The 26,723-nt window shown below is 67.3% G+C and carries 28 protein-coding genes, 1 pseudogene and 1 riboswitch; of the genes and pseudogenes, 12 read left to right on the top strand and 17 right to left on the bottom strand.

What is annotated here, in order from left to right; genetic code table 11:
- Window positions 1-111: 111 nt before the first annotated feature.
- Window positions 112-509 (top strand): annotated as a pseudogene (locus tag AVCA_RS03160) (termination factor Rho).
- On the opposite strand, the gene AVCA_RS03155 reads toward AVCA_RS03160, so the two are convergent.
- The 11 genes from AVCA_RS03155 to nrdR form a co-directional block, all read right to left on the bottom strand.
- Window positions 506-1,354, bottom strand: coding sequence for a cobalamin-binding protein (locus tag AVCA_RS03155; RefSeq protein WP_012699357.1), 849 nt, complete (start codon window positions 1,352-1,354; stop codon window positions 506-508). The pseudogene AVCA_RS03160 and the gene AVCA_RS03155 sit on opposite strands and share 4 nt — an antisense overlap.
- Window position 1,355: 1 nt before the next feature.
- Entirely contained in the window at window positions 1,356-1,982 is a 627-nt protein-coding gene (gene ribA / locus AVCA_RS03150; RefSeq protein WP_012699356.1) for a GTP cyclohydrolase II, read from the bottom strand.
- Window positions 1,983-2,274: 292 nt separating this feature from the next.
- On the bottom strand, window positions 2,275-3,021 hold the full coding sequence (locus AVCA_RS03145; RefSeq protein WP_012699355.1) for a substrate-binding periplasmic protein: 747 nt from the start codon (window positions 3,019-3,021) through the stop codon (window positions 2,275-2,277).
- Window positions 3,018-3,497 carry a phosphatidylglycerophosphatase A family protein gene (locus AVCA_RS03140; protein WP_012699354.1) on the bottom strand — a complete coding sequence of 160 codons (480 nt, stop codon included), beginning with the start codon at window positions 3,495-3,497 and terminating at the stop codon, window positions 3,018-3,020. The genes AVCA_RS03145 and AVCA_RS03140 overlap by 4 nt, the downstream gene beginning before the upstream one ends.
- Before the next feature lie 4 nt (window positions 3,498-3,501).
- The gene (gene thiL, locus AVCA_RS03135) at window positions 3,502-4,467 is read right to left on the bottom strand and encodes a thiamine-phosphate kinase (protein ID WP_012699353.1); all 966 of its coding nucleotides are present in this window, start codon (window positions 4,465-4,467) and stop codon (window positions 3,502-3,504) included.
- A gap of 10 nt (window positions 4,468-4,477) precedes the next feature.
- Window positions 4,478-4,957 carry a transcription antitermination factor NusB gene (nusB, locus tag AVCA_RS03130; RefSeq protein ID WP_050764334.1) on the bottom strand — a complete coding sequence of 160 codons (480 nt, stop codon included), beginning with the start codon at window positions 4,955-4,957 and terminating at the stop codon, window positions 4,478-4,480.
- On the bottom strand, window positions 4,954-5,430 hold the full coding sequence (gene ribH, locus AVCA_RS03125; protein ID WP_012699351.1) for a 6,7-dimethyl-8-ribityllumazine synthase: 477 nt from the start codon (window positions 5,428-5,430) through the stop codon (window positions 4,954-4,956). Before ribH ends, nusB begins: the two co-directional genes overlap by 4 nt.
- A gap of 132 nt (window positions 5,431-5,562) precedes the next feature.
- On the bottom strand, window positions 5,563-6,642 hold the full coding sequence (gene ribBA / locus AVCA_RS03120) for a bifunctional 3,4-dihydroxy-2-butanone-4-phosphate synthase/GTP cyclohydrolase II (RefSeq protein WP_012699350.1): 1,080 nt from the start codon (window positions 6,640-6,642) through the stop codon (window positions 5,563-5,565).
- A gap of 15 nt (window positions 6,643-6,657) precedes the next feature.
- Window positions 6,658-7,317 (bottom strand): riboflavin synthase, encoded by a 660-nt coding sequence (locus AVCA_RS03115; protein ID WP_012699349.1) that lies wholly within the window; start codon window positions 7,315-7,317, stop codon window positions 6,658-6,660.
- 117 nt (window positions 7,318-7,434) lie between these two features.
- A riboswitch (FMN riboswitch) is annotated at window positions 7,435-7,591 on the bottom strand.
- Between the two features lie 80 nt (window positions 7,592-7,671).
- On the bottom strand, window positions 7,672-8,775 hold the full coding sequence (gene ribD / locus AVCA_RS03110; RefSeq protein ID WP_072432509.1) for a bifunctional diaminohydroxyphosphoribosylaminopyrimidine deaminase/5-amino-6-(5-phosphoribosylamino)uracil reductase RibD: 1,104 nt from the start codon (window positions 8,773-8,775) through the stop codon (window positions 7,672-7,674).
- Entirely contained in the window at window positions 8,772-9,236 is a 465-nt protein-coding gene (nrdR, locus tag AVCA_RS03105; protein ID WP_012699346.1) for a transcriptional regulator NrdR, read from the bottom strand. Before nrdR ends, ribD begins: the two co-directional genes overlap by 4 nt.
- A 112-nt stretch (window positions 9,237-9,348) precedes the next feature.
- Here nrdR and AVCA_RS03100 point away from each other — a divergent pair, with 112 nt between their 5' ends.
- The 3 genes from AVCA_RS03100 (at window position 9,349) to trxA (ending at window position 11,408) form a co-directional block, all read left to right on the top strand.
- Window positions 9,349-9,792 (top strand): hypothetical protein, encoded by a 444-nt coding sequence (locus AVCA_RS03100; protein ID WP_012699345.1) that lies wholly within the window; start codon window positions 9,349-9,351, stop codon window positions 9,790-9,792.
- Window positions 9,789-10,448: a class I SAM-dependent methyltransferase gene (locus AVCA_RS03095; protein ID WP_012699344.1), complete on the top strand. Its 660-nt coding sequence runs from the start codon at window positions 9,789-9,791 to the stop codon at window positions 10,446-10,448. Before AVCA_RS03100 ends, AVCA_RS03095 begins: the two co-directional genes overlap by 4 nt.
- Before the next feature lie 90 nt (window positions 10,449-10,538).
- Entirely contained in the window at window positions 10,539-11,408 is an 870-nt protein-coding gene (gene trxA / locus AVCA_RS03090) for a thioredoxin (RefSeq protein WP_012699343.1), read from the top strand.
- Window positions 11,409-11,419: 11 nt separating this feature from the next.
- Here the strand turns inward: trxA and AVCA_RS03085 are convergent, their stop codons facing one another.
- Window positions 11,420-11,755, bottom strand: coding sequence for a hypothetical protein (locus tag AVCA_RS03085; protein ID WP_012699342.1), 336 nt, complete (start codon window positions 11,753-11,755; stop codon window positions 11,420-11,422).
- A 147-nt stretch (window positions 11,756-11,902) separates the two neighbouring features.
- On the opposite strand from AVCA_RS03085, the gene AVCA_RS03080 reads away from it, so the two are divergent.
- From AVCA_RS03080 to AVCA_RS03055, 6 genes are all read left to right on the top strand, one after another.
- A complete protein-coding gene (locus AVCA_RS03080) occupies window positions 11,903-12,472 on the top strand; it encodes a DUF2796 domain-containing protein (protein ID WP_012699341.1) in 570 nt (189 codons plus the stop codon).
- 100 nt (window positions 12,473-12,572) lie between these two features.
- Window positions 12,573-13,220 (top strand): ABC transporter ATP-binding protein, encoded by a 648-nt coding sequence (locus tag AVCA_RS03075; protein WP_012699340.1) that lies wholly within the window; start codon window positions 12,573-12,575, stop codon window positions 13,218-13,220.
- Window position 13,221: 1 nt separating this feature from the next.
- The gene (locus AVCA_RS03070) at window positions 13,222-14,487 is read left to right on the top strand and encodes an ABC transporter permease (RefSeq protein WP_012699339.1); all 1,266 of its coding nucleotides are present in this window, start codon (window positions 13,222-13,224) and stop codon (window positions 14,485-14,487) included.
- Between the two features lie 9 nt (window positions 14,488-14,496).
- Window positions 14,497-15,012, top strand: coding sequence for a DUF3299 domain-containing protein (locus tag AVCA_RS03065; RefSeq protein WP_012699338.1), 516 nt, complete (start codon window positions 14,497-14,499; stop codon window positions 15,010-15,012).
- A 558-nt stretch (window positions 15,013-15,570) separates the two neighbouring features.
- The gene (locus tag AVCA_RS03060; protein ID WP_012699337.1) at window positions 15,571-16,251 is read left to right on the top strand and encodes an OmpW/AlkL family protein; all 681 of its coding nucleotides are present in this window, start codon (window positions 15,571-15,573) and stop codon (window positions 16,249-16,251) included.
- Between the two features lie 457 nt (window positions 16,252-16,708).
- Window positions 16,709-17,383 carry an OmpW/AlkL family protein gene (locus AVCA_RS03055; RefSeq protein WP_012699335.1) on the top strand — a complete coding sequence of 225 codons (675 nt, stop codon included), beginning with the start codon at window positions 16,709-16,711 and terminating at the stop codon, window positions 17,381-17,383.
- A 137-nt stretch (window positions 17,384-17,520) separates the two neighbouring features.
- On the opposite strand, the gene AVCA_RS03050 is transcribed toward AVCA_RS03055, so the two are convergent.
- From AVCA_RS03050 to AVCA_RS03040, 3 genes are all read right to left on the bottom strand, one after another.
- A complete protein-coding gene (locus tag AVCA_RS03050) occupies window positions 17,521-18,459 on the bottom strand; it encodes an NAD-dependent epimerase/dehydratase family protein (protein WP_012699334.1) in 939 nt (312 codons plus the stop codon).
- On the bottom strand, window positions 18,452-19,336 hold the full coding sequence (locus AVCA_RS03045) for a sugar nucleotide-binding protein (RefSeq protein ID WP_041806899.1): 885 nt from the start codon (window positions 19,334-19,336) through the stop codon (window positions 18,452-18,454). Before AVCA_RS03045 ends, AVCA_RS03050 begins: the two co-directional genes overlap by 8 nt.
- Before the next feature lie 481 nt (window positions 19,337-19,817).
- Window positions 19,818-20,555, bottom strand: a complete 738-nt coding sequence (locus AVCA_RS03040) for an SDR family oxidoreductase (RefSeq protein WP_012699332.1) — start codon at window positions 20,553-20,555, stop codon at window positions 19,818-19,820.
- A gap of 131 nt (window positions 20,556-20,686) precedes the next feature.
- On the opposite strand from AVCA_RS03040, the gene AVCA_RS03035 reads away from it, so the two are divergent.
- Entirely contained in the window at window positions 20,687-21,586 is a 900-nt protein-coding gene (locus AVCA_RS03035) for a LysR family transcriptional regulator (RefSeq protein WP_012699331.1), read from the top strand.
- 71 nt (window positions 21,587-21,657) lie between these two features.
- Here AVCA_RS03035 and AVCA_RS03030 read toward each other — a convergent pair whose 3' ends face one another.
- The gene (locus tag AVCA_RS03030; protein ID WP_012699330.1) at window positions 21,658-22,161 is read right to left on the bottom strand and encodes a single-stranded DNA-binding protein; all 504 of its coding nucleotides are present in this window, start codon (window positions 22,159-22,161) and stop codon (window positions 21,658-21,660) included.
- 9 nt (window positions 22,162-22,170) lie between these two features.
- Window positions 22,171-23,559 (bottom strand): MFS transporter, encoded by a 1,389-nt coding sequence (locus AVCA_RS03025; protein WP_012699329.1) that lies wholly within the window; start codon window positions 23,557-23,559, stop codon window positions 22,171-22,173.
- A 132-nt stretch (window positions 23,560-23,691) separates the two neighbouring features.
- Between AVCA_RS03025 and uvrA the strand changes: the two genes are divergently transcribed.
- Entirely contained in the window at window positions 23,692-26,526 is a 2,835-nt protein-coding gene (gene uvrA, locus AVCA_RS03020; protein ID WP_012699328.1) for an excinuclease ABC subunit UvrA, read from the top strand.
- Window positions 26,527-26,723: the final 197 nt, after the last annotated feature.

The raw sequence follows: 26,723 nt of genomic DNA, 5'->3' as shown, positions 1-26,723 counted from the left end.
GCCGCCAGTCGGCCAAGATTAACCCGATCGCGACCTGCCTCGACAAGCGCTGAAACCTTCTCCCGCGGGCCGGTCGAACCTTCTGTGATCCACGCGCGCAGGAGAGCCGTCATGTCCCGGGGTGACAAGTCCAGCTATACCGACAAGCAGAAGCGCAAGGCCGCCCACATCGAGGAAAGCTACGAGTCCCGCGGCGTTCCCGAAGAGGAGGCGCAGGCACGTGCCTGGGCCACGGTCAACAAGCAGTCCGGGGGCGGCGAGAAAAGCGGCTCCGGGCAGCGCAAGAGCGAAACCGCCAAGCGCGCCGAGCGCAAGGACTCGGCCCGCCGGGCCGCGGCGGTCAGTCGCCCAACCGGGGCTCCGCCAGTGCCCGCGAGCAGTCGGGCAGCACCTCGCTGAGCGACATGAGCCGCGCGGCCCTGCTCGAACGCGCCGCCGAGCAGGGCGTGCGGGGCGTGCGGGGCCGCTGGCGAATGCGCAAGGACGAACTGATCGCCGCGCTCAGCTAGGGGACCCGATGCAGCAGCTCGCACAGCTTGCGGGTAGCCGCCAGCATCTGCGGGCTGGGCCGCTCGAGGCCGAGGTCGGGCACGGCCCAGACCTGTCCGCGCCGCACGGCCTGCAGTTGCGGCCAGGCCTGCCAGGCATCGCGCTGCTCCGGCTGGCTGACCAGGATCACCTCGGGATCGCGCGCCAGCACCGCCTCGACGGAGAGCTGCGGCGCCGGCAGGTCGAGGTCGGCGAAGAGGTTCACCGCGCCGCAGACCCGCAGGGCATCGCTGATGATCTGCGGGCCGCCGATGCTGTACAGCGGGCGGTCCCAGACCTGGTAGAAGACCCGCAGCGGCGCTTCGCGACGGTAGTGGCGACGCAGCTCGTCGAGTTGCCGGCGCAACTGCGCGGCCAATTCGCGTCCCCGCTCGGCACGCCCGACCCGCTCGCCGAGCGCTTCGAGCTGCGTGGCGATGTCTTCCAGGCGCCGGGGCTGCGCCTCGAACACGGGGATACCGAAGCCACGCAACTGCTCGCGCTGCGCCGCGCTTATGCTGTCCGGCCAGAGCAGGATCAGGTCCGGGCGCAGGGCGAGCAAGGTTTCCATTTCCAGCCGGCCCCAGCGTCCCAGCGACGGCAGGCCGGCCAGCGCCGCCGGCCGCTCGCCGCCATCGAGCACACCGACCAGACGGTCGCCGGCCTGCAGTTCCAGCATCGATTCGGTGAGCGATGGCGCCAGACTGACCACCCGTTCGGCAGCGGCCAGCGGCAGGGCGAAACACAGCAGCAGGACGGCGCAGAGATGCCTCAGGCCAACTGCCGGAGCCCCGGCGCGCCGATCCGGGCCGGTGGTGCGCGCCATCTCAGCTCCCGGTCGGCGTTTCCACCTCGCCCTGATGCAGGCTGCCGAGCAGGTGACCGAGCTTGCCGGCCTTGGTCGCCAGGTATTTCTGGTTGTGGGGGTTGAGCCCGGTCTGCAGCGGTACCCGTTCGGTCACCTGGATGCCGGCCCCCTCCAGCGCCTTGACCTTGCGCGGATTGTTGGTCATCAGCTTGATCGCGGTGATGCCCAGATGCTCGAGCATCGGTTTGCAGATCCCGTAGTCGCGCTGGTCGGCGCGAAAACCCAGGCGCTCGTTGGCCTCGACGGTATCGGCGCCGGCGTCCTGCAGCTTGTAGGCGCGGATCTTGTTGAGCAGGCCGATGCCGCGCCCCTCCTGGCGCAGGTAGAGCAGCACGCCACGGCCCTCGGCGGCGATGGCGCGCAGTGCGGCTTCCAGTTGAAAGCCGCAGTCGCAGCGCAGGCTGAACAGCGCATCACCGGTCAGGCACTCGGAATGCAGGCGGCCGAGCACCGGCGCGCCATCGTCCACCGTGCCCAGGGTGAGCGCCACATGCTCCTTGCCGGTGGCTTCGTCGAGAAAGCCATGCATGGTGAAGACGCCGAACGGCGTGGGCAGCTTGGATGCGGCGACGAAGACGACGGACACCGGAAGACTCCTGAAAGATGCGGCAAGCTGTCATTGTAACAGCCACGCCGCCTGGCGGCGCAGCCGGAATTGCCGACGACCGACCGTCGTCGCTAGCGCCTCGACGCCAGCATCGGCATCTCCCGCTTCTCCCGCCAGCGCGCGATTCGGGAAGCTCATGCCGGGCATGGGCGGTAGCCGGCGGCACGCCTCGCGGGATCGCCGGCCCGGCGCCGGACACCTCCGGGGCCCCGGCCTTGCCCCCGACCTGGCGGTGGGCCGGCGCAAATCCGCCCCCCGCCGCCGGAACGCCTCAGTCGAACGGATAAGGCTGTTGCCAGCGGGCGAAGATCGGCCGCAGCTCGCCGGAGCGTACCAGCTCGGCCATGCGCCGGTCGTACAGCGCGGCCAGTTCGCGCCCGCGCGGAGTGTCGGCGAAACCGGGGTACAGGGGCAGCAAGGTCAGGTCGGTGATGCGGTAGGCGTCGGGCGTCTCCGCCCAGGCCAGAACGCTCTCGAGTTCGGCCCGGGCGGCGATCAGATAATCGGCATGGCCGACCCGGAGCATCGCCAGGGCGCCGTTGTAGCGCTGGATCTCCTGGTAGCGGTGCAGTTGCGGCAGGTACTTGTCGAAGGCATAGCCGCGTATCCAGGCCAGGCGGAAGTTGCCCAGATCCTCCAGGCGCGGTATCGGCGACGAGGCCAAGCCCAGCGCGCCGATCACCTCGGCGGCATAATGCCACTGGGGGAACAGCGCTCCCGTGGTTTCCTCCGGATAGGCGCCGACCCAGGCGTCGGCATCGCCACGGGCGACCAGACCGACCGCCCGGGTATAGGGCACGGTGCTGGTGTGCACCTGAAATCCGGCCGGCTCGAAGACCAGGCGCAGGACCTCCCAGACCAGGCCGCGGGCATCGGCGCCGGTATGCCCCTTGCGCTCGACGCCGACCAGCAGGATATCCCCGGCCTGTTCCTTCCCCTCCGGCAACTCTCCCGCCCCGGCGAGCACGGCGCCCAGCAGGCAGCAGCACAACAGCAGCTTCAGCCATGCCAGCCTCATAGCCAGGTCAGCCCCCAGACGAGCAGTTGCATCGCCAGCCAGGCGAAGACCCCGGCCAGCACGTCGTCCAGCATGATGCCGACGCCGCCGTGCACGTGGCGGTCGATCCAGTGGATCGGCCAGGGCTTGAGGATGTCCATCAGGCGGAACATCGCGAAGCCCAGCAGCAGCCATTGCCAGCCTTCCGGCACCAGCCAGAGGGTGATCCACATGCCGACCATCTCGTCCCAGACGATGCCTTCGTGGTCGTGCACCCTGAGGTCCGTGGCGACCTTGCCGCACAGCCAGAAGCCGAACAGCATGACCAGCCCGAGCAGCAGCCAATAGCCCCAGTCCGGCAACGCCTGCCAGAGCGGCACGAAGGGCAGCGCGACCAATGAACCCCAGGTGCCGGGGGCCTTGGGCAGCGTCCCGGAGCCGAAGCCGAAAGCCAGGAAATGCCAGGGATTGCGCCACACCGACGGCGGCACGCGCACGGATTCAGTCACGCGGACTCCCGAAATGTTGATAGCCCCCGACCGGCGGCGCGACCTCGCGGCCAGCGTCGTCGAGCAGATGCACGCCCGTACCGGCCTCGACCCGGCCGATCACCCGCAGCGGCCATTCGGCCTGCAGGGCGGCGAGGAAGCGCGGCGGCAGGGTGAAGGCCAGCAGGTAGTCGTCGCCGCCGCCTAGGGCGCAGGCCAGCGCCGCCTCTTCGCCGAGCAGGCGGCGCAACGGCACCGACAGCGGCACGCGGCGGCGTTCGATGCACAGCGCCACGCCGGAAGCCGAAGCGATGTGCCCGCAATCGGCGAGCAGGCCATCGGAGATATCCAGCGCCGCGCTCGCCCTGCCGCGCAGCGCCACCCCCAAGGATAGCTGCGGCCGTGGCGACCAGTAGCGTGCCAGCAGGGGGCTGGCGACCTCGGCCGGGGCCTGGCGCCGGTCGAGCACCAGTTCCAGGGCGCCGGCGGCATCGCCGAGCGGACCGCCGACGCAGAGCAGATCGCCGGGCCGCGCGCCATTCCGGCACAGCGCCAGGCCGGCCGGTACCCGGCCGAATACGCTCAGGCTGATGCACAGGGGACCGCGGGTGGTATCGCCGCCGATCAGCGCCAGGCCGCACTCGCGCGCCTTGTGGTCCAGGCCGCGGGCGAAGGCGGCCAGCCAGGCCGGATCGGCCGCCGGCAGGGTCAGGGCGAGGGTGAAACCGAGGGGCGTGGCGCCCATCGCCGCAAGATCGCTGGCGGCCGCGGCCAGGGCTCGCTGGCCGAGCAGGAAGGGATCGCAGGGAGCGGGGAAATGCACCCCGGCGACCATGGTGTCGGTGGAGATCGCCAGCCGCTCGCCGGCGGGAACCTCCAGCAGGGCGCAGTCGTCGCCGATGCCGAGGGCCACGCCGGGCGCCGCCTGCGCGCAGGCGGCGGCGGCGAAGTAGCGGCGGATCAGTTCGAACTCGCCCATCGGCGTTCGCTCAGCGCTTGCCGCCGCGGATTTCGGCCGCGCGCAGGCGCGGTGCCAGCTTGTCCAGCACGCCGTTGACGAACTTGTGCCCGTCGGTGGCGCCGAACACCTTGGCCAGCTCGATGCCTTCGTTGATCACCACCCGGTAGGGTACGTCGAGACGGTTGCTCAGCTCATAGGTGGACAGCCGCAGGATGGCCAGCTCCACCGGGTCGACCTCCGCCAGCGGACGATCGAGCAGCGGCGCGAAGGCCTCGTCGATCTCGGTCTTTTGACGCGGCACGCCGTGCAGGATCTCGTGGAAGTAAGCGCCGTCGACCGTGCTGAAATCGTTGTCGACGCGAAACTGCGCCTCGATCTCGTTGAGCGGCTGACCTGCCACGTGCCACTGATAGAGCGCCTGCATGGCCAGGACGCGCGCCTGTCGGCGCGCGGCTATCTTGCCCTTGGCCGGTCTGGCGCCCTGACCGTCGTCGCGATTCGCGCTCACTTGGCCTCCAGGGCCGCCATCAGGCTGACCATTTCCAGGGCGGACAGGGCCGCTTCGGCGCCCTTGTTGCCGGCCTTGGTGCCGGAGCGCTCGATGGCCTGCTCGATGGAGTCGACGGTAAGGACGCCGAAGGCGACCGGCACGCCGAACTGCAGAGACACCTGGGCCAGGCCCTTGGTGCATTCGCCGGCGACGTACTCGAAATGCGGAGTGCCGCCGCGGATCACCGCGCCGAGGGCGATGATGGCGTCGAACTCGCCGCGCTGGGCGACCTTCTGCGCCACCAGCGGGATCTCGAAGGCGCCGGGCACGCGGATGATGGTCAGCTCGCTCTGCTCGACGCCATGGCGCACCAGGGTATCGATGGCGCCCTGTACCAGGCTCTCCACGACGAAGCTGTTGAAGCGGCCGACCACCAGGGCATAGCGGCCCTTGGCGGCGGTAAAGGTACCTTCGATGGTCTTCAGGGTCATGGCGAATCTCGTCTCGTTAAAGAACCGGAGCGTCACAGGCGGCTCCGTAATCAATCGGTCCCGACCGTCCAGACGGAACCGCCCGCCCCCTGCCGGCAAGGGCATGGAAAAGGCGGGCGGCTCCAGTGGAGATCATTCGGCGGGCAGGTATTCTACAACCTCCAGGTCGAACCCGGATATCGCGTTGAACTTCATCGGCGCGCTCATCAGGCGCATCTTGCGCACGCCGAGGTCGCGCAGGATCTGCGAGCCGGCGCCGACCGTGCTGTAGGTGCTCGGCGACTTGGGCGTCCCCTCGCGCAGCAGGGTCAGCACTTCGTTGGCATCCAGCGGATGGCCGAGCAGCAGCACCACGCCGCTGCCGGCCCTGGCCACCTCGGCCATCGCCGCGCGCAGGCTCCAGCGGCCCGGCTGGCGGACCATCAGCAGGTCGCGCAGCGGGTCCATGTTGTGGACCCGCACCAGGGTCGGCTCGTCGGCCTGGATCTCGCCCATGATCAGCGCCATGTGCACATCCCCTTCCACCGCATCGCGGTAGGTCACCAGGTGGAAGCGGCCCAGCTCGCTGTCCAGCTCCTGTTCTGCGATGCGCTGGATGGTGCGCTCGTGGATCAGCCGGTAGTGGATCAGGTCGGCGATGGTACCGATCTTGATGCCGTGCTGTTCGGCGAAGAGCTCCAGCTCGGGACGGCGCGCCATGCTGCCGTCGTCGTTCATGATCTCGCAGATCACCCCGGAAGGCTCGAAACCGGCCATCCGCGCCAGGTCGCAGGCCGCCTCGGTGTGGCCGGCACGGGCCAGCACACCGCCCGACTGGGCCATCAACGGGAAGATGTGCCCGGGACTGACGATGTCATCGGCCTTGGCGCCCTTCGCCGCGGCGACCTGCACGGTGCGCGCCCGGTCGGCGGCGGAAATGCCGGTGGTGACACCCTCGGCCGCCTCGATGGAGACGGTGAACTTGGTACCGAAGCCGGAGCCGTTGCGCGGCGCCATCAGCGGCAGCTTGAGGGTTTCGCAACGCTCGCGGGTCATCGGCATGCAGATCAGCCCGCGAGCGTATTTCGCCATGAAGTTGATGTGCTCGGCCTGCACGCATTCGGCGGCCATGATCAGATCGCCCTCGTTCTCGCGATCCTCGTCATCCATGAGGATGACCATTTTGCCTTGGCGGATATCTTCGATCAGTTCGTCAATGCTGTTGAGAGCCATCGGGCCACTCCTCGATTACTTCAGGTAGCCGTGCTCGGCCAGAAAGCTTGCGGTGAGACCGGAAGCGTCGGGCTCGGCGGCCTTGTCGCCGAGCATCAGGCGCTCCAGGTAGCGTGCCAGGAGGTCCACCTCCAGGTTCACCTGCCGGCCCGGCCGGTAGTCGGCCATGATGGTCTCGCCCAGGGTATGGGGCACGATGGTCAGTTCGAACTCGGCGCCGTTCACCCCGTTGACCGTCAGGCTGGTGCCATCGACGGTGATCGATCCCTTGAGGGCGATGTAACGGGCCAGCTCGCGCGGTGCGTGGATGCGAAACTGCACGGCGCGGGCGTTGTCCTCGCGGGACAACACCTCGCCGACACCGTCGACGTGGCCACTGACCAGGTGACCGCCGAGACGGCTGGTCGGGGTCAGGGCCTTCTCCAGGTTGACCCGGCTGCCGGCCTTGAGGTCGATGAAGGCGGTGCGCGCCAGGGTCTCGCGGCTGACGTCGGCCCAGAAGCCATCGCCGGGCAGTTCCACCGCGGTCAGGCAGATGCCGTTCACGGCGATGCTGTCGCCGAGCTTGACGTCGGACAGGTCCAGCTTGCCGGTGTGGACGTAGACGCGCGCGTCGCCGCCCTTGGGGGTGAGTGCGCGGATGGTGCCGATGGCCTCGATTATGCCGGTGAACATGTAGTCCCCCTGGCGCGATGCTGCGGAAAATGGTGCATGGAACGATCTCCTGTTTCGGAAAAAACAGGGCATGCGGATCGAAAGGGATCGCGCGCGCAGACTGCGCGTGGCGGAACATCCCGCTCTCTCTCATCCGGACTCTGACCGTCGGCTCCGGAATCGCACCGGATCTGCTGACCTTGCGCGGGGGTTGCCCCGTGGCAAGCGCTCGCGGGCTGGACGCCTGGGCGTCATCACCGCCGGTGGGGAATTCCACCCCGCCCTGAGAACGTCGGACCGTGCGGCCCGGAGGCGCTTTTTACCACAAGGGCGCGCGGCCGGCCACCGGCGCCGCGGATCCGGATGCGGAACGGGTCAGGTCGCGGGCACGGCGACGATCTGCCAATCCTCGCCCACCGCGCGGATGTCGCGGATCTTCAGCTCGCGCGCCTCGGCCATGCGCTCCAGGGGCAGCTCCAGCAGGGGCCGGGCAGTCGAGCCGAGAAACTTGGGCGCGACGAACAGACGGTACTCGTCGACCAGTCCCTGCCGGGCGAAGGCCCCGGCCAGACGCGGACCGGCCTCCACCAGCACCTCGTTGGCCCCACGCGCGGCCAGCTCGGCCAGCAGCGCCGGCAGATCGACCCGGCCGTCCTCGCCCGGCACGGCCAGCAACTCGTGGCCGGCCGCCCGGTAATCCACCTCGCGTTCGGCCGAAACAGTCGCCACCAGCGCCGGCCCGGCCTGGAAGAAGGGCACATCCAGCGGCACCCGCAGGCGCCCGTCGACCAGCACGCGCAGCGGCGGACGCTGCAGCGCCAGGGCGACCTGTTCGGGCGCCAGCCCCAGCTCCTCGCCGCGCACGGTGAGCCGGGCATGGTCGACGAGAACGGTGTCGGCGCCGGTCAGCACCACGCTGGAACGGGCGCGCAGGCGCTGCACGGCGGCGCGCGCCGGCGCGCCGGTGATCCACTGGCTCTCGCCGCTGGCCATCGCCGTGCGGCCGTCCAGGCTCATCGCCAACTTGACCCGTACCAACGGCAGACCGTGCTCCATGCGCTTGACGAAACCGGCGTTGAGCGCACGCGCCTCGGCCTCCAGCACACCGACCTCGACCTCGATACCGGCCTGGCGCAGACGCGCCAGGCCGCGCCCGGACACCTGCGGATTGGGGTCCTGCATGGCCGCCACCACCCGACCGACCCCGGCGGCGACCAGCGCCTCGGCGCAGGGTGGCGTGCGCCCGTGGTGGCTGCAGGGCTCCAGGGTGACGTAGGCGGTGGCACCGCGCGCCGTCTCACCGGCCTGGCGCAGGGCGTGGACCTCGGCGTGCGGCTCGCCGGCGCGCACGTGCCAGCCTTCGCCGACGATCCTGCCGGCGGCGACGATCACGCAGCCGACCCGCGGATTGGGGTGGGTGGAATACAGTCCCTGGCGGGCCAGCTCCAGGGCACGGGCCATGTATCGATGATGGTTCATGGCTTGGACGGCTCGCGGGACAGGCGCTCGATCTCCTCGCGGAACTCGTTGAGGTCCTGGAAGCGCCGGTAGACCGAGGCGAAACGGATGTAGGCGACTTCGTCGAGCTTGCGCAGCTCGGCCATCACCAGTTCGCCGAGCACCCGCGACTTGACCTCCCGTTCCCCAGTGGCGCGCAGTTCGTGCTTGATCCGGCCGATCGCCGCCTCCAGGCGCTCGACGCTCACCGGGCGCTTCTCCAGCGCCCGCTGCATGCCGGCGCGCAGCTTGTCCTCGTCGAACGGCTGGCGGCTGCCATCCTGCTTGATGACCCGGGGCATGACCAGTTCGGCGGTCTCGAAGGTGGTGAAGCGTTCGCCGCAGGCCTGGCACTCGCGACGGCGGCGCACCTGATCGCCCTCGGCGACCAGCCGCGAATCGATGACCTTGGTGTCGTGGGCACTGCAGAAAGGACAATGCATGGGCGCGGGGCCATTGAAGAAAGGGAGTCATGGTAGCGCATCCCGCCCCCAAGACAAGCCGCGGGCTTTGCGCTATACAGACGCCCAGCCGCAACCCCGCCAAGGAGTCCCCATGTCGCCGCGCCCTTTCCTCCTCCTCGGCCTGAGCCTCCTGCTCGCCGCCTGTTCCAGCCAGCCCGAGGAAGAAGCCTCGCAAGCCTCCGCGAACCCCTCGACGCCCTCCGTCGCCGTCCAGCCGCTGCTGGCCGGCCAGCACGAGCTGCGCGGCAACCTGCTCGGCGCACCGACGAACAGCGAGGTGGAACTGGCGCTGCTATTGGTCGACGAGCGCGGCCGTCCGCGCGGGGAACTCGGCAACATCACCCTGCTGGGCAACGGCCAAACGCTGCCGTTCAGCCTGCGCTTCGTGCCGCAGCCCTTCGCCCCCGGCCTGCGCGCCGAACTGCGCGGCCGGGCCAGCCAGTCCGGCCGGCTGATCCTGCGCCTGCCGCCGCGTACCCTTTCCGGCCTGGACAGCCAGACGCTCGGCACCCTGCAACTGGTGCCCGCCCCATGAACGCGCCGCCCGCCCTGCAGGCGGCGCTCGGCGAGTTGCTCGGCGACGCCCGGCTGACCGCGCAACGATTGCCGGGCAGCGAACTGCGCCTCTGGCTGATCGACCCGGCGAACATGGCGCGCGCCTTCAGCCCGGAGGAAACCCGGCGCATCCTCGCGGAGCCGCCCTACTGGAGCTTCTGCTGGGCCAGCGGCCTGGCGCTGGCCCGCTGGCTGGCCGAACGCCCGGAGTGGGTACGCGGCCGGCGCGTGCTGGACTTCGGCGCCGGCAGCGGCGTCGCCGCCATCGCTGCGGCCCGGCTGGGCGCCGCCGAGGTGGTCGCCTGCGATCTCGACCCGCAGGCGCTCACCGCTTGCCGGGCGAACGCCGCACTGAACGGCGTCGAGCTGGGCTACTCGGCGGATTTCTTCGCCGAGGCCGACCGCTTCGATCTGATCCTGGTCGCCGACGTGCTCTACGATCGCGCCAACCTGCCGCTGCTCGACCGGTTCCTCGGCCGCGCCCGCGAGGCCCTGGTGGCGGACTCGCGGGTGCGCGACTTCGCCCACCCGCGCTATCGGCGCCTGGCCAGCCTCGAGGCCCGTACCTGGCCGGATCTGGCCGAACCGGCGGAGTTCCGCCGAGTCAGCCTGTACCACGCCCGGCGCACTGCCTGAGGGCAATTCAGCCGCGCCTGTCTCGCTTCCCCCGCCGCGCGGCCCCACTTACCATGCAGGATTCCATTCCAGCCACTGCCGAGAGCCCCGATGAGCGAAATCCCCTACATCTTCGACGTCACCGACGCCAGTTTCGACCAGCTGGTCCTCGAAAACTCCTTCCACAAGCCGGTGCTGGTGGATTTCTGGGCCGAATGGTGCGCTCCCTGCAAGGCACTGATGCCGCTCCTGGCGAAGATCGCCGAGAGCTATCAGGGCGAGTTGTTGCTGGCTAAGGTCAACAGTGACATCGAACAGCAGACCGTGATGCGCATGGGCATCCGCAGCCTACCGACCGTGGTGCTGTTCAAGGACGGCCAGCCGGTGGACGGCTTCGCCGGCGCCCAGCCGGAGTCGGCCATCCGCGCCATGCTCGAACCCCATGTGCAGATGCCCGAGGCTCCCGAAGCCGACCCGCTGGAGGTCGCCCAGGCCCTGTTCGCCGCCGGGCGGATCGGCGAAACGGAGAACCTGCTCGCGGCGCTGCTGAGCGAGGACAACGGCAACGGCGCCGCGCTGATTCTCTATGCCCGCTGCCTGGCCGAACGCGGCGAGCTGGGCGAGGCCGAGGCGGTGCTGGATGCCGTGACGGGCGACGAACACAAGCAGGCCCTGGCCGGCGCCCGCGCCCAGTTGACCTTCCTGCGCCAGGCCGCCGACCTGCCGGAAGTCGCCATCCTGAAAAGCCGTCTGGCCCAGGACGCCAACGATGATGAAGCCGCCTACCAGTTGGCGATCCAGCAACTGGCGCGGCAACACTACGAAGCGGCGCTGGAGGGCCTGTTGCGGCTGTTCGTGCGCAACCGCGGCTATGCCGAGGGCCTGCCGCACAAGACCCTGTTGCAGGTGTTCGATCTGCTCGGCAGCGATCACCCGCTGGTCTCCACCTACCGCCGCAAGCTGTATCAGGCCCTCTACTGAAGAGGCGATCCTCACTCCGTCCAGTGGTAGATCGGCGCGTCCGCTGCGTTCTCGACACGAACCTGCGCGCAGTGGCGCAGCCGCACCAACAGGCGTTTGCCGGCCTCGGCGCTGCCGGCCAGCGCCTGCAACTGGTTGAGCAGGGTCGGCCCCTCCATCTGCCCGGCGCTGCGCAGCAGTTGCTGGGCGGTTTGCCAGAGGCGGTCGGCCGGCTCCGCCGCCGGGCCCGCGGGCGCACCGGCCTTGCCGGCGGCCAGGCGGGCGCCGAGGCGCGCCCAATCCTCGTCGTCCAGTTCCAGGGTCAGGTCCACCGGCCATTCGCCGATGTGTCCACGTATTCTCAGCATGGGCACAGCTCCTCGCGATGAAGGCCCCATGCTCCCACGCCGCCCGCCCTCCGCCAAGCACGGGCGGGCCGATGCATCTGGCGGGATCATCTGGCGAGCCCCGGACAAACTCGTTATAACGTAACAAAACCCAGCCCGGAGACATCCATGCCCCGCCTGTTGTTCGCCCTGCCCCTCGCCTTTCTGGCCGTCTTCGTCCAGGCCGAGGACGATCATCACCACCATGATGCCGATCATCATCACGAATCGGCACGGGAAGCCTCCCTCGCCGCCCACGAGCACGGCAGCGCCCTGCTCAACCTGGCGTTGGACAACGATGTCCTGGAGATCGAGTTCATCAGCCCGGCCATGAACCTGCTCGGCTTCGAGCACGCGGTCCATAGCGACGAGGAGCGGGCCAGAGTCGACGCGGTCCGCGCCCAGCTCGAACGGCCGCTCGAACTGTTCGGCGTTCCCGTCGCGGCCGGCTGCCAAGTCCGCGAGCGCAGCCTGCACGGCGCCCACTTCGAGGCGACCGGGAACGACGACCGGGAGCACAGCGAAATCGAGGCCCGCTACCACCTGCAATGCGCTGCGCCGGAAGCATTGCAGAGCTTGAATCTCGCGGCGCTGTTCGGCACATTTCCGGCCACGCAGAAGATCCAGGTCCAACTGATCGGCCCCCGCGGCCAGCAGGGCCAGGAACTCAGCCCCGAGCGCAGCGGCCTGACATTCTGAGGTCAGGGCCAGGCGCCCCATCGACATCCCGGCCACCCCCATGAGCACACCCCTGATCGAACTGTCCGGCCTAGGTTTCGCCTAGCCGGGCCAGCCCGAATTGCTGGACATCCCCGAGTTCCACCTGCGGCGCGGCGAAACCCTGTTCCTCAAGGGCCCCTCGGGCAGCGGCAAGACCACCCTGCTCGGCCTGCTCGGTGGCGTGCAGAAACCGGCCCGCGGCCACATCCGTCTGCTCGGCACCGAACTGGGCGCGCTCTCCGCGGCGGCCCGCGACCGCTTTCGCGTCGACCACACCGGCTACATCTTCCAGCAGTTCAACCTGCTGCCGTTTCTCTCGGTACGCGCCAACGTCGAACTGCCCTGCCATTTCTCCAGGCTGCGCGCCGAGCGGGCCCGCCAGCGCCACGGCAGCGTCGAGCAGGCCGCCGTCCGCCTGCTGGCGCATCTCGGTCTCGACGCCACGCTGCTGGAACGGCGCGCCGCGGAACTGTCGATCGGCCAGCAGCAGCGGGTCGCGGCGGCCCGCGCGCTGATCGGCCAGCCGGAATTGGTGATCGCCGACGAGCCCACCTCGGCGCTGGACGCCGACGCCCGCCAGGCCTTTCTCGACCTGCTTTTCGCCGAGTGCCGCGAGGCCTCGGCCAGCCTGCTGTTCGTCAGCCACGACCAGAGCCTGGCCAGGCTGTTCGAACGCAGCCTGTCGCTCCTCGAACTGAACCGCGCCGCCCGCCCCCGGGAGATCTGACATGCACCTGTTGCGCCTGGCCCTGGCCAGTCTGGCCAACCGCCGCGCCACCGCCCTGCTCACGGTATTCGCCATCGCCGTCTCGGTCTGCCTGCTGCTCGCCGTCGAACGGGTGCGCACCGAGGCCCGCGCCAGTTTCGCCAGCACCCTGAGCGGCACCGACCTGATCGTCGGTGCCCGTTCCGGCCCGGTGAATCTGTTGCTCTATTCGGTGTTCCGTATCGGCAACGCCACCAACAACATCCGCTGGGAGAGCTTCCGGCACTTCGCCGAGCATCCACGGGTGAAATGGGCGATCCCGCTGTCGCTCGGCGATTCGCATCGCGGCTACCGGGTGCTGGGCACCACGGTGGCCTACTTCGAGCACTACCGCTACGGCCGCCGGCAGCCGCTGGAATTGAGGGAAGGCCGTGCCTTCGCCACGGACCCGTTCGAGGTGGTGCTCGGCGCCGAGGTGGCCGAGGCACTGCACTACAAGCTGGGCGACGAACTCGTGCTGGCCCACGGCGTGGCCAGGATCAGCCTGACCCGCCACGAGGACAAGCCGTTCCGCGTGGTCGGCATCCTCGGCCGCACCGGCACGCCGGTCGATCGTACCCTGCATATCGGCCTGACCGGCATGGAAGCGCTGCACATCGACTGGCGCGGCGGCGTGCCGGCCCGGGGCGGCGCGCGCATCGACGCCGAGCAGGCGCGCCGGATGGACCTGCAGCCCAAGGCGATCACCGCCTTCCTGCTCGGCCTCGACAGCCGGATCGCCACTTTCGCCATGCAGCGGGAAATCAACGACTACCTCGGCGAGCCGCTGCTGGCGATCCTCCCCGGGGTCGCCCTGCAGGAGCTGTGGAGCCTGATGGGCACTGCGGAGCAGGCCTTGTTCGTGGTCTCGCTGTGCGTCGTGCTGACCGGGCTGATCGGCATGCTCACGGCGATCCTCGCCAGCCTCAACGAACGCCGCCGGGAGATGGCGATCCTCCGCTCGCTGGGCGCCCGGCCCTGGCACATCGCCGGGCTGCTGGTGCTGGAAGCCTTCGCGCTGGCCCTGGCCGGCGTGCTGCTCGGCCTGGCCCTGCTCTATCTCGGCATCCTGCTGGCCCAGGGACCGCTGCAGGCGGCCTACGGACTCTACTTGCCGTTCGCTGCGCCGAGCACCTATGAATGGCTGCTGCTCGGTGCCATTCTGGCTGCGTCGCTGCCGCTCGGCGCGATACCGGCCTGGCGCGCCTATCGCCAGTCGCTGGCCGACGGTCTGTCCATTCGCCTGTGAGGAGTCCCGATGCGACGCCTTCCGCTTGTCCTGCTGCTCGTCCTCGCCATGCCGCTGTGGGCGGCCGAACCCCGCGACCTGGCCTGGACCGAGATGATCCCGGAGGGCACGCCGCCGGCGCAGGAACCGCAGGCGCCGATGCACGAGAGCCAGGGGGACGGTGGGCTGGCCGACGAATCCGCACCACCGGCCGCCCAGGCATCGCCGGCGGCGCCGGTGGTCAAGGCGCTGGACGGCCAACTGGTCCGGCTGCCCGGCTATCTGGTGCCGCTGGAGACCGCCAGCGACGGCCGCGTCCGCGAATTCCTCCTGGTACCCTACTTCGGCGCCTGCATCCATGTACCGCCGCCGCCGTCGAACCAGATCGTGCACGTGCGCAACGAGCCAGGCGTGCAACTCGAGGTGCTTTACCAGCCGTACTGGGTGGAAGGCAGGCTGCGGGTCGAGCAGACCAGCAGCGAACTGGCCGAGGCCGGTTACCGGATGACCACCAGCAAGGTCTATCCGTACCAGTTGGAGCAATGAAAACAGAGGGGACCACCACCGTTCGGCCGGCATGAAGCGGACCCGTTACCAACGTGCCGGTGACGACGCCTTTTGCCCGGCCATCTTCATTCTCTATCGAACCGGGACGGCCAGAGCGCAGCGGTCGCCGGCGGCCTTGGAGCGCCCGATCCGTGATCCATGTCATGAACTCCTTGAAAAGCCAAAAGTTTACGGAACTTTTTCTTGCCCCAGGTCAAAGCGGAGACGACCAGACGAATTATCCTCCTCCGACACCGCAAGAACTTGCGAGTCCGCTATCCGCTCCATCCGATACCGCAAAGCTTCTAATCTTCCCGCCGATTGATCGTTGATTCTTTCCAAAACCGACAATCACTCTTGATAAGTTTGCCGACTTAATTGGCGAAGCAAACTTTCCTCGCTCGCCATATTTATATTTCCAGAACTTTATAACCCTTATTTTCACCCGTCCGGCAGAGCAAAACCAAATACAAGAGTTTTCTTGAGGCAAATCAAGATCGGCCTAGTTGGAGTTACTAAGATCGACTCCATACGCAATTACTTCTTCGGGAGTTCGCCATGGCCAAGTTCAAATCCCTTTTCGCCCTTTCCCTGATCGGCATGGCCCTGGCAGCCCCCTACGCCACTGCACACGAGCGTGGCGATATCGTCCTGCGCGCCGGCGCCGTCGTCGTCGACCCGCACGAGGACAGCGAGGACATCCGCCTCGCCGGCGCCGGCAAGCTCCCCGGCACCAAGGCCACCCTCGACAGCGACGTGCAGCTCGGCCTGAACTACCTCTACATGCTCACCGACCACGTCGGCATCGAGTACCTGGCCGCCACGCCCTTCACCCACGAAGTGAAGGCCAAGGGCCTTCCGGGCGACCTGAACGGCCGCCTGGGCGACTTCAAGCAACTGCCACCGACCGTCAGCCTGGTCTACTACCCCTTCTCGCCCCACGCCACCATCCAGCCCTACGTCGGGGTCGGCCTCAACTACACCTACATCTTCGAGACCAAGCTGGGCAAGGCGGCCGAAGGCAAGGGCTTCAGCGGCCTGGACATGCAGGACTCCATCGGCCTGGCCGCGCAGGTCGGGGTGGACTACATGCTGACCGACACCCTCATGCTCAACGCCCAGGTGCGCTACATCGACATCGAGAGCAAGGCCACTACCTACCTGAACGACAGCAAGGTCACCGTCGACGTGGACGTCAACCCCTGGGTCTACATGGTCGCCCTGGGTTACAAGTTCTGAGCCTTGCCCTCCAGCGAAAAAGGCGCCGATCGGCGCCTTTTTCATTTCCAGTCCGGAGATCCCCCGGCAGCCTCTCAACGCGCCTCCATGGCGAACGAGCCCACCCCGCATTGATGCAAATCAAAAAATCATCATTTGAATCAAGCTTTCCGACAAATATCAGCTACAAGTTTTCTTCCAACTTTCCAGCGGAACGACAAAGCCTTTTCAAACCCCATCTTGACTCAGATCAACGAACAGTTCTCGATGAAGGCCACTCGGCATAACAAATCCGCCCGATTGACATGTATCAAGCCAACCAGAACAACTCGCCGGAAACCCCGACAGTTGGCATGAACATAGTGGCCATTATTTATTGAGTTGAATCAAAACGCCCCGGCACAAGCGGCCTAACATGAGCTCCAAGAATCAAACATATTAAAGGCCGATGAACTTGCAGGCCTTTAGGAGCAAGACCATGCGCAACTCAGTGTTCGCCCTCTCTCTGGTCACTCTGGCTCTGGCGGCCTCCTGCGCCACCGCACACGAGCGTGGCGATATCGTCCTGCGCGCCGGCGCCGTCGTCGTCGACCCGCACGAGGACAGCGAGGACATCCGCCTCGCCGGCGCCGGCAAGCTCCCCGGCACCAAGGCCACCCTCGACAGCGACGTGCAGCTCGGCCTGAACTACCTCTACATGCTCACCGACCACGTCGGCATCGAGTACCTGGCCGCCACGCCCTTCACCCACGAAGTGAAGGCCAAAGGCCTTCCGGGCGACCTGAACGGCCGCCTGGGCGACTTCAAGCAACTGCCGCCGACCGTCAGCCTGGTCTACTACCCCTTCTCGCCCCACGCCACCATCCAGCCCTACGTCGGGGTCGGCCTCAACTACACCTACATCTTCGAGACCAAGCTGGGCAAGGCGGCCGAAGGCAAGGGCTTCAGCGGCCTGGACATGCAGGACTCCATCGGCCTGGCCGCGCAGGTCGGGGTGGACTACATGCTGACCGACACCCTCATGCTCAACGCCCAGGTGCGCTACATCGACATCGAGAGCAAGGCCACCACCTACCTGAACGACAGCAAGGTCACCGTCGACGTGGACGTCAACCCCTGGGTCTACATGGTCGCCCTGGGTTACAAGTTCTGAGTCTTGCCCTCCAGTGAAAAGGCGCCGACCGGCGCCTTTTTCGTTTTGCCGGTCACCCGGGTAGGTCCCGGCCCGGCGCCAACGCCGCCGAAATGAACGCAGCAGCTTTCGCGCAGCCCGTCCGGTCAACCTTACCGTCAGGACCGAGCCGATCCCAGCAAACTGGCCAGGCCGGCAGCCATCGGCGTCGGCTCGGGCAATCGATAGCGTTCCCGCAGGCGCCGGTCGCTCGCTTGCGAATGGCGAATGTCGCCTGGCCGCGCAGCCTCCCGGCGCACCTCCGGCAAGCCACCGAACAATGCCGAAATCTCCTCGAGCAGCCGGTTCAGGCTGAGGCTGCGATTCAAGCCGACGTTCACCGCACCCGGCAGAATCTGCGGCGCCTCCAGAGCCTGCAGCAGAATCCCGATGAGATCGGCGATATAGACGAAATCGCGAGTCTGCTCGCCATCGCCGAACAGGGTGATGGGCAGACCTTTCGCGGCGCGCTCGGTGAAGATGCTGATCACCCCCGAATAGGGTGACGAAGGGTCCTGTCGCGGTCCGTAGATGTTGAAGAAACGGAAGATCGCCGGCTCCAGCCCATGCTGGCGGCGATAGAAGTCGAGGTAGTGCTCGCTGGCCAGCTTGTCCGCCGCATAAGGAGTGAGCGGTGCTTTCGGCGTGTCCTCGTCGATCACCTCGCCTTCTCCATTGTTGCCGTAGACAGCCGCGCTGGAGGCGAACAGCACGCGCCGGAGGCCCTGCTCGCGCATCGCTTCGCAGACGTTCAGGGTACCGATGAAATTGCTGCGGTGAGTGCCCACCGGGTCGATCACCGAGGCCTGCACCGAAGCCACGGCGGCCAGGTGGACCACAGCTCCGCAACCGGCCATGACTTCGCGTACCCGGACAGCATCGGCGACATTCCCCTCGATCAGCTCGAGTCGGGAATGGCCAAGCGGCAGATTGTCCGGCTTGCCGCTGGACAGGTTGTCCAGCACACGCACGGAGTAGCCCCTGGCGAGCAACGCATCGACCAGATGCGAACCGATGAAGCCGGCGCCACCGGTCACCAGAACGGGCAGATCAGACATAGCGATAATAACGATCCAGCAGATTCGGCAAACCGGCGCGCCAGGCACGCGGCTTGATACCGAAGGTATTGAGAATCTTCCTGCAGGATAGCACTGCATGTTGCGGCTCTTCGGCCGCATCCGGAGTCGCCCCGTGCGGCAGGGCCTGGATATCCTCGACGGCCAGCCTGCGGTAGACGCGCGCCTCGCCAAGGACCGCCTGGCCGAACGCCAACGCGGTGGTCGCTTCGTGACCACCATAATGGTAAGTACCCCACAACGGTGCCTGGCAATCCAGTTGCTTGAGTACGGCGAGCATCACCCGGGCGGCATCGTCCACCAGCGTCGGATTGCCGCGACGATCGTCGGCCAGCGCCAATACGCTTTCCCGTTCGGCACGCAGGAGAAAACGCCCGAGCACCCCGTCGAGGGTGTCGTCATACAGCCAGCCGAAGCGCAGCAGCACATGCCGGGGACAGAGCGCCCTCACGCTCTGCTCGACGCGCAACAAAGCCTGCCCGCGCAAGCCGAGCGGCGCCGGCTCGTCCTTCTCGCTGTAGGCCGTGGCCCGGGTACCGTCGAAAACCCGGTAGCTGGAGGGTTGCAACAGGATGATCCGATGGTGCTGGCAAAGCTCGGCGAGGCGCTCGGCCGCACGCTCCTGATTGGCCAGGCGCTCAGCATCCAGGGTGTCGGCCTGGAACCAGTCGTGGTAGTAGGCGAGATTGACCAGCGCATCGGGACGGGTCTCGTCGAGCAACCGGGTCAGGCTGGCCGAGTCCCATCCCCGCTCCGGAGGACGCGGCGCCAGGAAGCTGACATCGGCCTCGGCGCCCAGGTGCACCAAGGCCCGGCCCAGGGCGCTACCACCGCCCAGTAGCATCAGGCGCATATGCATGGAACGAGGCTACCCTGGGGTAGCGGAAGGAATGAACGCATGGGGAGAGTGAAACGGTCCATCATCAGCGCTGATCGGCGCCGGGGTGGCCAAGCCATCCACGGCAATTGGGTGGTATTGTGCGGCTTTCGCCCGTGCACGTCACTACTGCCCATGCCATGGCGCCGGTTGCCGGGCGCACGGCGCGCGACGCTATCCATAGCGACGAATACACCCGGAACGGATCGAAGACCGGGCTCATCGCCACTTGGTCGGCCAGGATGAAACCCCTGATTATCGCAGCCCCTCCCCGGCCGGCTGCTCACTCCAACGTCAACGTCGCCACACCCGGCCGGCCAGCAAGCAGGAGCGCGCGCCCGGGCAATGGCCAGGCCCAGCTCGGCAACGGCGGCAGATGCGAGACGAAGTAGCAGACAAAGAAGCCTTGAGGTGATCGGGAACCAGGGTACGGGACATCGCATGTCTCCTCGACTGTACGAGCTCAAGCGAAGCCGCCGTTAGCGCGCAGTATCTGGGCGTTGATCCAGGCGCCGTCGGGACCGGCGAGGAAGGACACCACCGAAGCGATATCCTCGGGCGTGCCGAGGCGTTCCAGCGGCGCCAGCCCCGCCAACTGCTCGATCTGCCCCGCGCTCTTGCCGGCGAAGAACAGTTCGGTGGCGACCGGACCCGGCGCCACGGCATTGACGCAGATTCCGCGCCCGCGCAATTCGTTGGCCAGAACATGTACCAGCCCCTCGACCCCCGCCTTGCTGGCGATATAGGGACCGTAGCCGGGGAAGGACTTGGCGATCGCACTGGTCGACAGGGCGATGATCCGCCCACCCTGGTCCATCTGCCGTGCCGCCTCGGCGAGCACGACGAAGGCACCGCGCAGGTTGGTGCGCAGCATCCGGTCGAACGGCTCGATATCGCCGTCGGCGATCTTCAGGCAGGACATGACTCCGGCACTATTGACCAGCACGTCGATGCGCTTGTAGGTCGCCCTGACCCTGGCGAACAGATGCGCCATGTCGGCCGGCTCGGCCACATCGCCGCGCACGGCGATGGCCTGCCCGCCGGCGGCGACGATTTCCGCTACCACAGACTCGGCCAGAGCCTGATTGCCGAGGTAATTGACGGCCACCGAGAAGCCGTCCTGCGCCAGACGCTTGGCAATGGCGCGGCCGATGCCGCGCGAAGCCCCGGTGACGATTGCCGCCTTGTTGACTGTTTGCATGATTTCACTCCCGTGTGGAGGGACGGCAAAGACCGTCTCCTATGGGAAGGCATTCTGGTAAGCGGGGCCGCTTGGATAAATGTGCGAGAATTGCCAGGATTATTCAATTCATCCCAACAATCGGATGAGCCATGGACAGATTCGATGCGTTGCAGCTCTTCACCCGGATCGTCGAGCTGGGCAGCTTCACCCGGGCGGCCGGCGCCCTGGACATCCCTCGCGCCACGGCCACCCACGCCATCAAGATGCTGGAGGAGCGGCTCGGCGCCCGGCTGCTGGAGCGCACTACTCGCCAGGTCCGTCCGACACCGGACGGGCAGGTTTTCTACGAGCGCTGCAAACGCATCCTCGGCGATCTGGACGATGCCGAATCCGCCCTCAGCACCGCCATGGCCAACCCGCGAGGTTCCCTGCGCCTCGACCTGCACGGCGCCCACGCCAACCTGATCATCCTGCCGCGCATCCAGGAATTCCACCGTCGCTATCCGCAGATCGAGCTGGTCATCAGCAGCGGAGACCGTCTGGTGGATCTGGTGGGCGAAGGCATCGACTGCGTGGTTCGTGCCGGCCAGCCGCGCGACTCCTCACTGGTGGCGCGACGCCTGGCGCTGATGCCGGAAGTGGTCTGCGCCAGCCCGGACTACCTGGATCGCCACGGCCGCCCAAGGCATCCCGAAGAGCTGGCAGCCCACCAGGCGGTGGGCTTCTTCTCCAGCAATCACGACATCCGCTACCCATTCAGCTTCCTGATCGACGGCGAGATGACGAAGTTCGAGGTGGGCGGCTGGATCTCGGTCAACGACGCGGAGTGCTACAGCACCTGCGCGCTGAGCGGCTGCGGCTTGATCCAGGTGCCACGCTTCCGGGTGGAGGAGCATCTGCGCAGCGGCAGGCTGGAAGAGGTACTGACGGAATGGCCCAGTCCAGGCTTGCCGGTCTCGGCACTCTATCCCTATCACCGGCAATTGTCGCCACGGGTCAGGGTCTTCGTCGAGTGGCTCTCGGCGCTCTATGCCGAGCGTTTCGGATAGAACCAGGCGCCACGGTTCATCCGCAGGCGCCAGGGAACGAGCCCGCCCTGGGCGACGGGCGGGACGGCCGGTCAGAACGGAATGTCGTCGTCGAAGCTGTCGTAGTCCGGCGCTGGCGGCTGCCGGTCCTGCTGCGGAGCGGGAGCGGGGCGCGACTGCGGAGCCTGGGCCTGCTGCTGCGGCTCGCGCGGGGGACGCGGCGCGCGCGGTGCGTCGTCGGGGTTGCCGGCGCGGCCGCCGAGCAGTTGCAAGGTGCCGTTCATGTCGACGACGATCTCTGTGGTATAGCGATCCTGGCCATCCTGCCCCTGCCACTTGCGGGTCTGCAGGCGGCCCTCGACGTAGCACTGCGAGCCCTTGCGCAGGTACTCGCCGGCGATCTCGGCGAGCCGGCCGAAGAACACCACGCGATGCCATTCGGTACGCTCCTGCTGCTGGCCGGTCTGCTTGTCCTTCCAACTGTCGGTGGTGGCCAGGGTGATGTTGGTGACCGCGTTGCCGTTGGGCAGGTACCGGGTTTCCGGATCGCCGCCGACGTTGCCGATCAGAATGACTTTGTTAACCCCACGGGCCATAACGTTCTCCTAGGCTTCGGCACGTACCGGCGCCGGGTCGATCAGGCGCTCGAGAGACGTGCGGTCCAGTTTTTGGGTATCCACTTTGATATAGAGGGCGGCCTCCTCGGCCACCACTTCGGCATCCGCCACTCCGGGCACGGCCAGCAGACGCTCGCGTAGAGCCTCGTCGCGCAGAGCCGCAGGCGATAGCGACAGGCGCAGGCTGGTCACGTAGGGAGGTTCGCGCATGGTAACAGCTATCGCCAGCCACAGAGCGCAGAGCAGCGCACAACCGACGAACACCGTACCCAGCCCGCCCTGCTGGTACAGCCAGCCGCCGAAGATGCCGCCCAGTGCCGCGCCGAGGAACTGGCTGGTGGAGTACACCCCCATCGCCGTGCCCTTGCCCCCGGCCGGAGCGACCTTGCTGACCAGCGACGGCAGGGACGCCTCCAGCAGGTTGAACGCCGTGAAGAAGAGCACGGCCCCCAGCACCAGCGCCGTCAGACCGCCGCCAAGCAGCCAGAAATACAGCTCGCAGAACAGCAGGACCGCCACCGCCGCGCAGAACACCTGCTTCATCCGGCGCTTCTTTTCAGCGTAGAAGATGAAGGGAACCATGCCGAAGAAGCCCACGAACAGGGCGACCAGATAGACCCACCAGTGCTCCTCGCGGGGCAGACCGCCCCGTTCCACCAAGGCCAGCGGCAGGGCTACGAAGGTTGCCATCAGGATCGCATGCAGGACGCCGATACCGAAATCCAGGCGCAGCAGATCGGGATGGCGCAACGTGGCGCCCAATGCCTGACGCGCCACGGCGGACTCACGGTGCTGCAGGACGCGCGGCGCCGCCGGCACCAGCGCGGCGATGATCAGGATACCGAACAGGGCCATTCCGGCGGTCGCCCAGAACAACCCGGACAGACCGAAGGCGCGGGTCAGCAGCGGGCCGATCACCATGGCCGCGGCGAACGATAGGCCGATGCTCATGCCGATCATGGCCATGGCCTTGGTGCGATGCTGCTCGCGGGTCAGGTCGGAAAGCAGCGCCATCACCGCCGCAGAGATTGCCCCCGCGCCCTGCAGCACGCGGCCGGCGATGACACCCCAGATGGAATCGGCATTGGCCGCCAGCACCGCCCCGGCGGCGAAGATCAGCAGGCCGGCATAGATCACCGGACGCCGGCCGATGCGATCGGAAAGAATGCCGAAGGGGATCTGCAACACCGCCTGGGTCAGGCCGTAGGCGCCGATCGCCAGGCCGATCAGGGCCGGGGTGGCGCCCGCCAGATCCATCCCATAGGTGGAAAGCACCGGCAGCACCATGAACATGCCCAGCATGCGGAAGGCGAAGACCAGCGCCAGTCCACCGCCCGCCCGAATTTCGCCGCCACTCATGCGCTCGCGATCGTGCATGCTCCAGTCCTCGTGAAAATGCGCGATTCTACCAGCCGCCGTCCGGCCAGCCCACGCCAGCCGGCCAGACGTTTCCGCCCTCCCGCAACGCGCCGTATACTCGCGGATTTCCGCCCGCCATGCGAGACCGCTTTGGACAAGATCCTGATCCGTGGGGCGCGCACCCACAACCTGAAGAACATCGACCTGACCCTGCCGCGCGACAAACTGATCGTTATCACCGGCCTGTCCGGTTCCGGCAAATCCTCGCTGGCCTTCGACACCCTCTATGCCGAAGGCCAGCGCCGCTACGTGGAGTCCCTCTCGGCCTACGCCCGGCAATTCCTGTCGATGATGGAAAAGCCCGATGTCGACGCCATCGAGGGTCTTTCGCCGGCGATTTCCATCGAGCAGAAATCGACTTCGCACAACCCGCGCTCCACCGTCGGCACCATTACCGAGATCTACGACTACCTGCGCCTGCTCTACGCGCGTGTCGGCACCCCACGCTGCCCGGAACACGACGTGCCGCTGGAAGCGCAGACCGTCAGCCAGATGGTCGACCAGGTGCTCGCGCTGCCGGAAAGCAGCAAGCTGATGCTATTGGCCCCGGTGGTCCGCGAGCGCAAGGGCGAACACCTCTCGATCTTCGAGGAGTTGCGTGCCCAGGGGTTCGTCCGCGCACGAGTCGACGGCAGGCTTTTCGAACTGGACGAGCTGCCCAAGCTGGACAAGCAGAAGAAGCACAGCATCGACGTGGTGGTGGATCGCTTCAAGGTACGCGACGACTTGCAGCAGCGCCTGGCCGAGTCCTTCGAGACCGCGCTGAAGCTGGCCGACGGCATCGCCCTGGTGGTACCGATGGAGGGCGAGACGGGCGACGAGTTGATCTTCTCCGCACGCTTCGCCTGCCCCCACTGCGGACACTCGATCGGCGAGCTGGAGCCCAAGCTGTTCTCCTTCAATAACCCGGCCGGCGCCTGCCCCTCCTGCGACGGCCTTGGCGTCAAGCAGTACTTCGACCCGCGCCGGCTGGTCAACGGCAAGCTGTCTCTCGCCGAGGGCGCGATCCGCGGCTGGGACAGGCGCAACGTCTACTATTTCCAGATGCTCGGTTCGCTGGCCGCACACTACGGCTTCAGCCTCGAAGAGCCGTTCGAGAACCTGCCGGCCAGCGTGCAGAAGGCCCTGTTGCACGGCAGCGGCCGCGAGAGCATCGAGTTCCGCTATCTCAACGACCGCGGCGACATCGTGGTCCGGGCCCATCCGTTCGAGGGCATCATTTCCAACCTGGAACGCCGCTACCGCGAAACCGAATCCGCCAGCGTGCGCGAGGAACTGGCCAAGCTGCTCAGCAGCCAGCCCTGCCCCGACTGCCGCGGCACCCGCCTGCGCCGCGAGGCGCGGCACGTCTGGGTCGGCGAAAAGACCCTGCCGGCGGTCACCGCCCTGCCGGTGGGTGAAGCCTGTGGCTATTTCGCCGGCTTGTCGCTGAGCGGTCGACGCGGCGAGATCGCCGGGAAGATCCTCAAGGAGATCCGCGAGCGCTTGCAGTTTCTGGTCAACGTCGGCCTCGACTACCTGACTCTGGATCGCAGCGCCGATACCCTTTCCGGCGGCGAGGCGCAGCGCATCCGCCTGGCCAGCCAGATCGGCGCCGGCCTGGTCGGGGTGATGTACATCCTCGACGAGCCTTCCATCGGTCTGCACCAGCGCGATAACGAGCGCCTGCTGGCTACCCTCACCCACCTGCGCAACCTGGGCAACACAGTGATCGTGGTGGAGCACGACGAGGATGCCATCCGCCTGGCCGACTATCTGGTCGACATCGGCCCGGGCGCCGGCGTGCACGGTGGGCAAATCGTCGCCGAGGGTGCACCGGCCGAGGTGATGGCCCATCCCGACTCGTTGACCGGCAAATACCTCTCCGGCCGCCTGAAGATCGAAGTTCCGGCCGCACGCACCCCGCGCGATGTCAAACGGCTCCTCAAGCTCAAGGGGGCCCGCGGCAACAACCTGCAGAATGTCGACCTGGAGATCCCGGTGGGCCTGTTCACCTGCATCACCGGAGTGTCCGGGTCGGGCAAGTCGACCCTGATCAACAACACCCTGTTTCCTCTCACCGCCATGGCGCTGAACGGCAGCAGTGGTCTGGAAACCGCCCCCCACGACAGCTTCGACGGCTTGCAGCACCTGGACAAGGTGGTCGACATCGACCAGAGCCCGATTGGCAGAACGCCACGCTCGAACCCGGCGACCTACACCGGACTGTTCACCCCCATCCGCGAACTGTTCGCCGGTGTGCCGGAGTCACGCTCGCGCGGCTACAACCCCGGGCGCTTTTCCTTCAACGTCAAGGGCGGTCGCTGCGAGGCTTGCCAGGGCGACGGCGTGATCAAGGTGGAGATGCATTTTCTGCCGGACATCTACGTTCCCTGCGACGTCTGCAGGGGCAAGCGCTACAACCGCGAAACGCTCGAGGTGAAGTACAAGGGCAAGAACATCCACGAAGTGCTGGAGATGACCATCGAGGAAGCCCGCGACTTCTTCGATGCCGTACCGGCGATAGCGCGCAAGCTGCAGACGCTCATCGACGTCGGCCTCTCCTACATTCGCCTGGGCCAGAGCGCCACGACCCTGTCCGGCGGCGAGGCGCAGCGGGTCAAGCTGAGCCGCGAACTGTCGAAACGGGATACCGGCAAGACCCTGTACATCCTCGACGAGCCCACCACGGGCCTGCACTTCGCCGATATCCAGCAACTCCTGGACGTACTGCATCGACTGCGCGACCACGGCAACACCGTGGTGGTGATCGAGCACAACCTGGATGTGATCAAGACCGCCGACTGGATCGTCGACCTGGGCCCCGAAGGCGGCTCGCGGGGCGGCCGGATCATCGCCGTCGGCACGCCCGAGCAGGTCGCGCAGATGCCGCAATCGCACACCGGACGCTTCCTCGCGCCCCTGCTGGAGCGCGATCGCGCCTGAACCGGAAGAGGATCGAGCAAGAGGCGGGGTCACCTCCGCCATCCTCTCGAAGCACCGAATGCCGGGCGTGTAGAAGACTTTCACCGCCAAGTCATCGGATCATTGCCACTGCGAACCGAACTCGAACTGCGCCAGTCACGCCATGCCTGGCGCACAACGAAAACACCCTGCGAAGACAAGCCTCGCAGGGTGCAAGA

It is taken from the genome of Azotobacter vinelandii CA, from assembly GCF_000380335.1.
Taxonomy (GTDB): Bacteria; Pseudomonadota; Gammaproteobacteria; order Pseudomonadales; family Pseudomonadaceae; genus Azotobacter; species Azotobacter vinelandii.
The sequence above is the reverse complement of the archived record's forward strand: the minus strand, read 5'-3'. Positions and strand labels throughout refer to the sequence as shown.

Bases quoted from the DNA above. Each gene is read 5' to 3' on its own strand.
- ribD (WP_072432509.1), bottom strand. From the start codon at position 8,775: ATGAACCATCATCGATACATGGCCCGTGCCCTGGAGCTGGCCCGCCAG.
- AVCA_RS03050 (WP_012699334.1), bottom strand. From the start codon at position 18,459: ATGTCTGATCTGCCCGTTCTGGTGACCGGTGGCGCCGGCTTCATCGGT.
- AVCA_RS03040 (WP_012699332.1), bottom strand. From the start codon at position 20,555: ATGCAAACAGTCAACAAGGCGGCAATCGTCACCGGGGCTTCGCGCGGC.
- AVCA_RS03060 (WP_012699337.1), top strand. From the start codon at position 15,571: ATGGCCAAGTTCAAATCCCTTTTCGCCCTTTCCCTGATCGGCATGGCC.
- ribH (WP_012699351.1), bottom strand. From the start codon at position 5,430: ATGACCCTGAAGACCATCGAAGGTACCTTTACCGCCGCCAAGGGCCGC.
- AVCA_RS03095 (WP_012699344.1), top strand. From the start codon at position 9,789: ATGAACGCGCCGCCCGCCCTGCAGGCGGCGCTCGGCGAGTTGCTCGGC.
- AVCA_RS03100 (WP_012699345.1), top strand. From the start codon at position 9,349: ATGTCGCCGCGCCCTTTCCTCCTCCTCGGCCTGAGCCTCCTGCTCGCC.
- AVCA_RS03115 (WP_012699349.1), bottom strand. From the start codon at position 7,317: ATGTTCACCGGCATAATCGAGGCCATCGGCACCATCCGCGCACTCACC.
- AVCA_RS03030 (WP_012699330.1), bottom strand. From the start codon at position 22,161: ATGGCCCGTGGGGTTAACAAAGTCATTCTGATCGGCAACGTCGGCGGC.
- ribBA (WP_012699350.1), bottom strand. From the start codon at position 6,642: ATGGCTCTCAACAGCATTGACGAACTGATCGAAGATATCCGCCAAGGC.
- AVCA_RS03085 (WP_012699342.1), bottom strand. From the start codon at position 11,755: ATGCTGAGAATACGTGGACACATCGGCGAATGGCCGGTGGACCTGACC.
- AVCA_RS03145 (WP_012699355.1), bottom strand. From the start codon at position 3,021: ATGAGGCTGGCATGGCTGAAGCTGCTGTTGTGCTGCTGCCTGCTGGGC.
- AVCA_RS03055 (WP_012699335.1), top strand. From the start codon at position 16,709: ATGCGCAACTCAGTGTTCGCCCTCTCTCTGGTCACTCTGGCTCTGGCG.
- AVCA_RS03155 (WP_012699357.1), bottom strand. From the start codon at position 1,354: ATGGCGCGCACCACCGGCCCGGATCGGCGCGCCGGGGCTCCGGCAGTT.
- AVCA_RS03065 (WP_012699338.1), top strand. From the start codon at position 14,497: ATGCGACGCCTTCCGCTTGTCCTGCTGCTCGTCCTCGCCATGCCGCTG.
- AVCA_RS03080 (WP_012699341.1), top strand. From the start codon at position 11,903: ATGCCCCGCCTGTTGTTCGCCCTGCCCCTCGCCTTTCTGGCCGTCTTC.
- AVCA_RS03025 (WP_012699329.1), bottom strand. From the start codon at position 23,559: ATGCACGATCGCGAGCGCATGAGTGGCGGCGAAATTCGGGCGGGCGGT.
- AVCA_RS03045 (WP_041806899.1), bottom strand. From the start codon at position 19,336: ATGCATATGCGCCTGATGCTACTGGGCGGTGGTAGCGCCCTGGGCCGG.
- nrdR (WP_012699346.1), bottom strand. From the start codon at position 9,236: ATGCATTGTCCTTTCTGCAGTGCCCACGACACCAAGGTCATCGATTCG.
- AVCA_RS03070 (WP_012699339.1), top strand. From the start codon at position 13,222: ATGCACCTGTTGCGCCTGGCCCTGGCCAGTCTGGCCAACCGCCGCGCC.
- thiL (WP_012699353.1), bottom strand. From the start codon at position 4,467: ATGGGCGAGTTCGAACTGATCCGCCGCTACTTCGCCGCCGCCGCCTGC.
- trxA (WP_012699343.1), top strand. From the start codon at position 10,539: ATGAGCGAAATCCCCTACATCTTCGACGTCACCGACGCCAGTTTCGAC.
- AVCA_RS03035 (WP_012699331.1), top strand. From the start codon at position 20,687: ATGGACAGATTCGATGCGTTGCAGCTCTTCACCCGGATCGTCGAGCTG.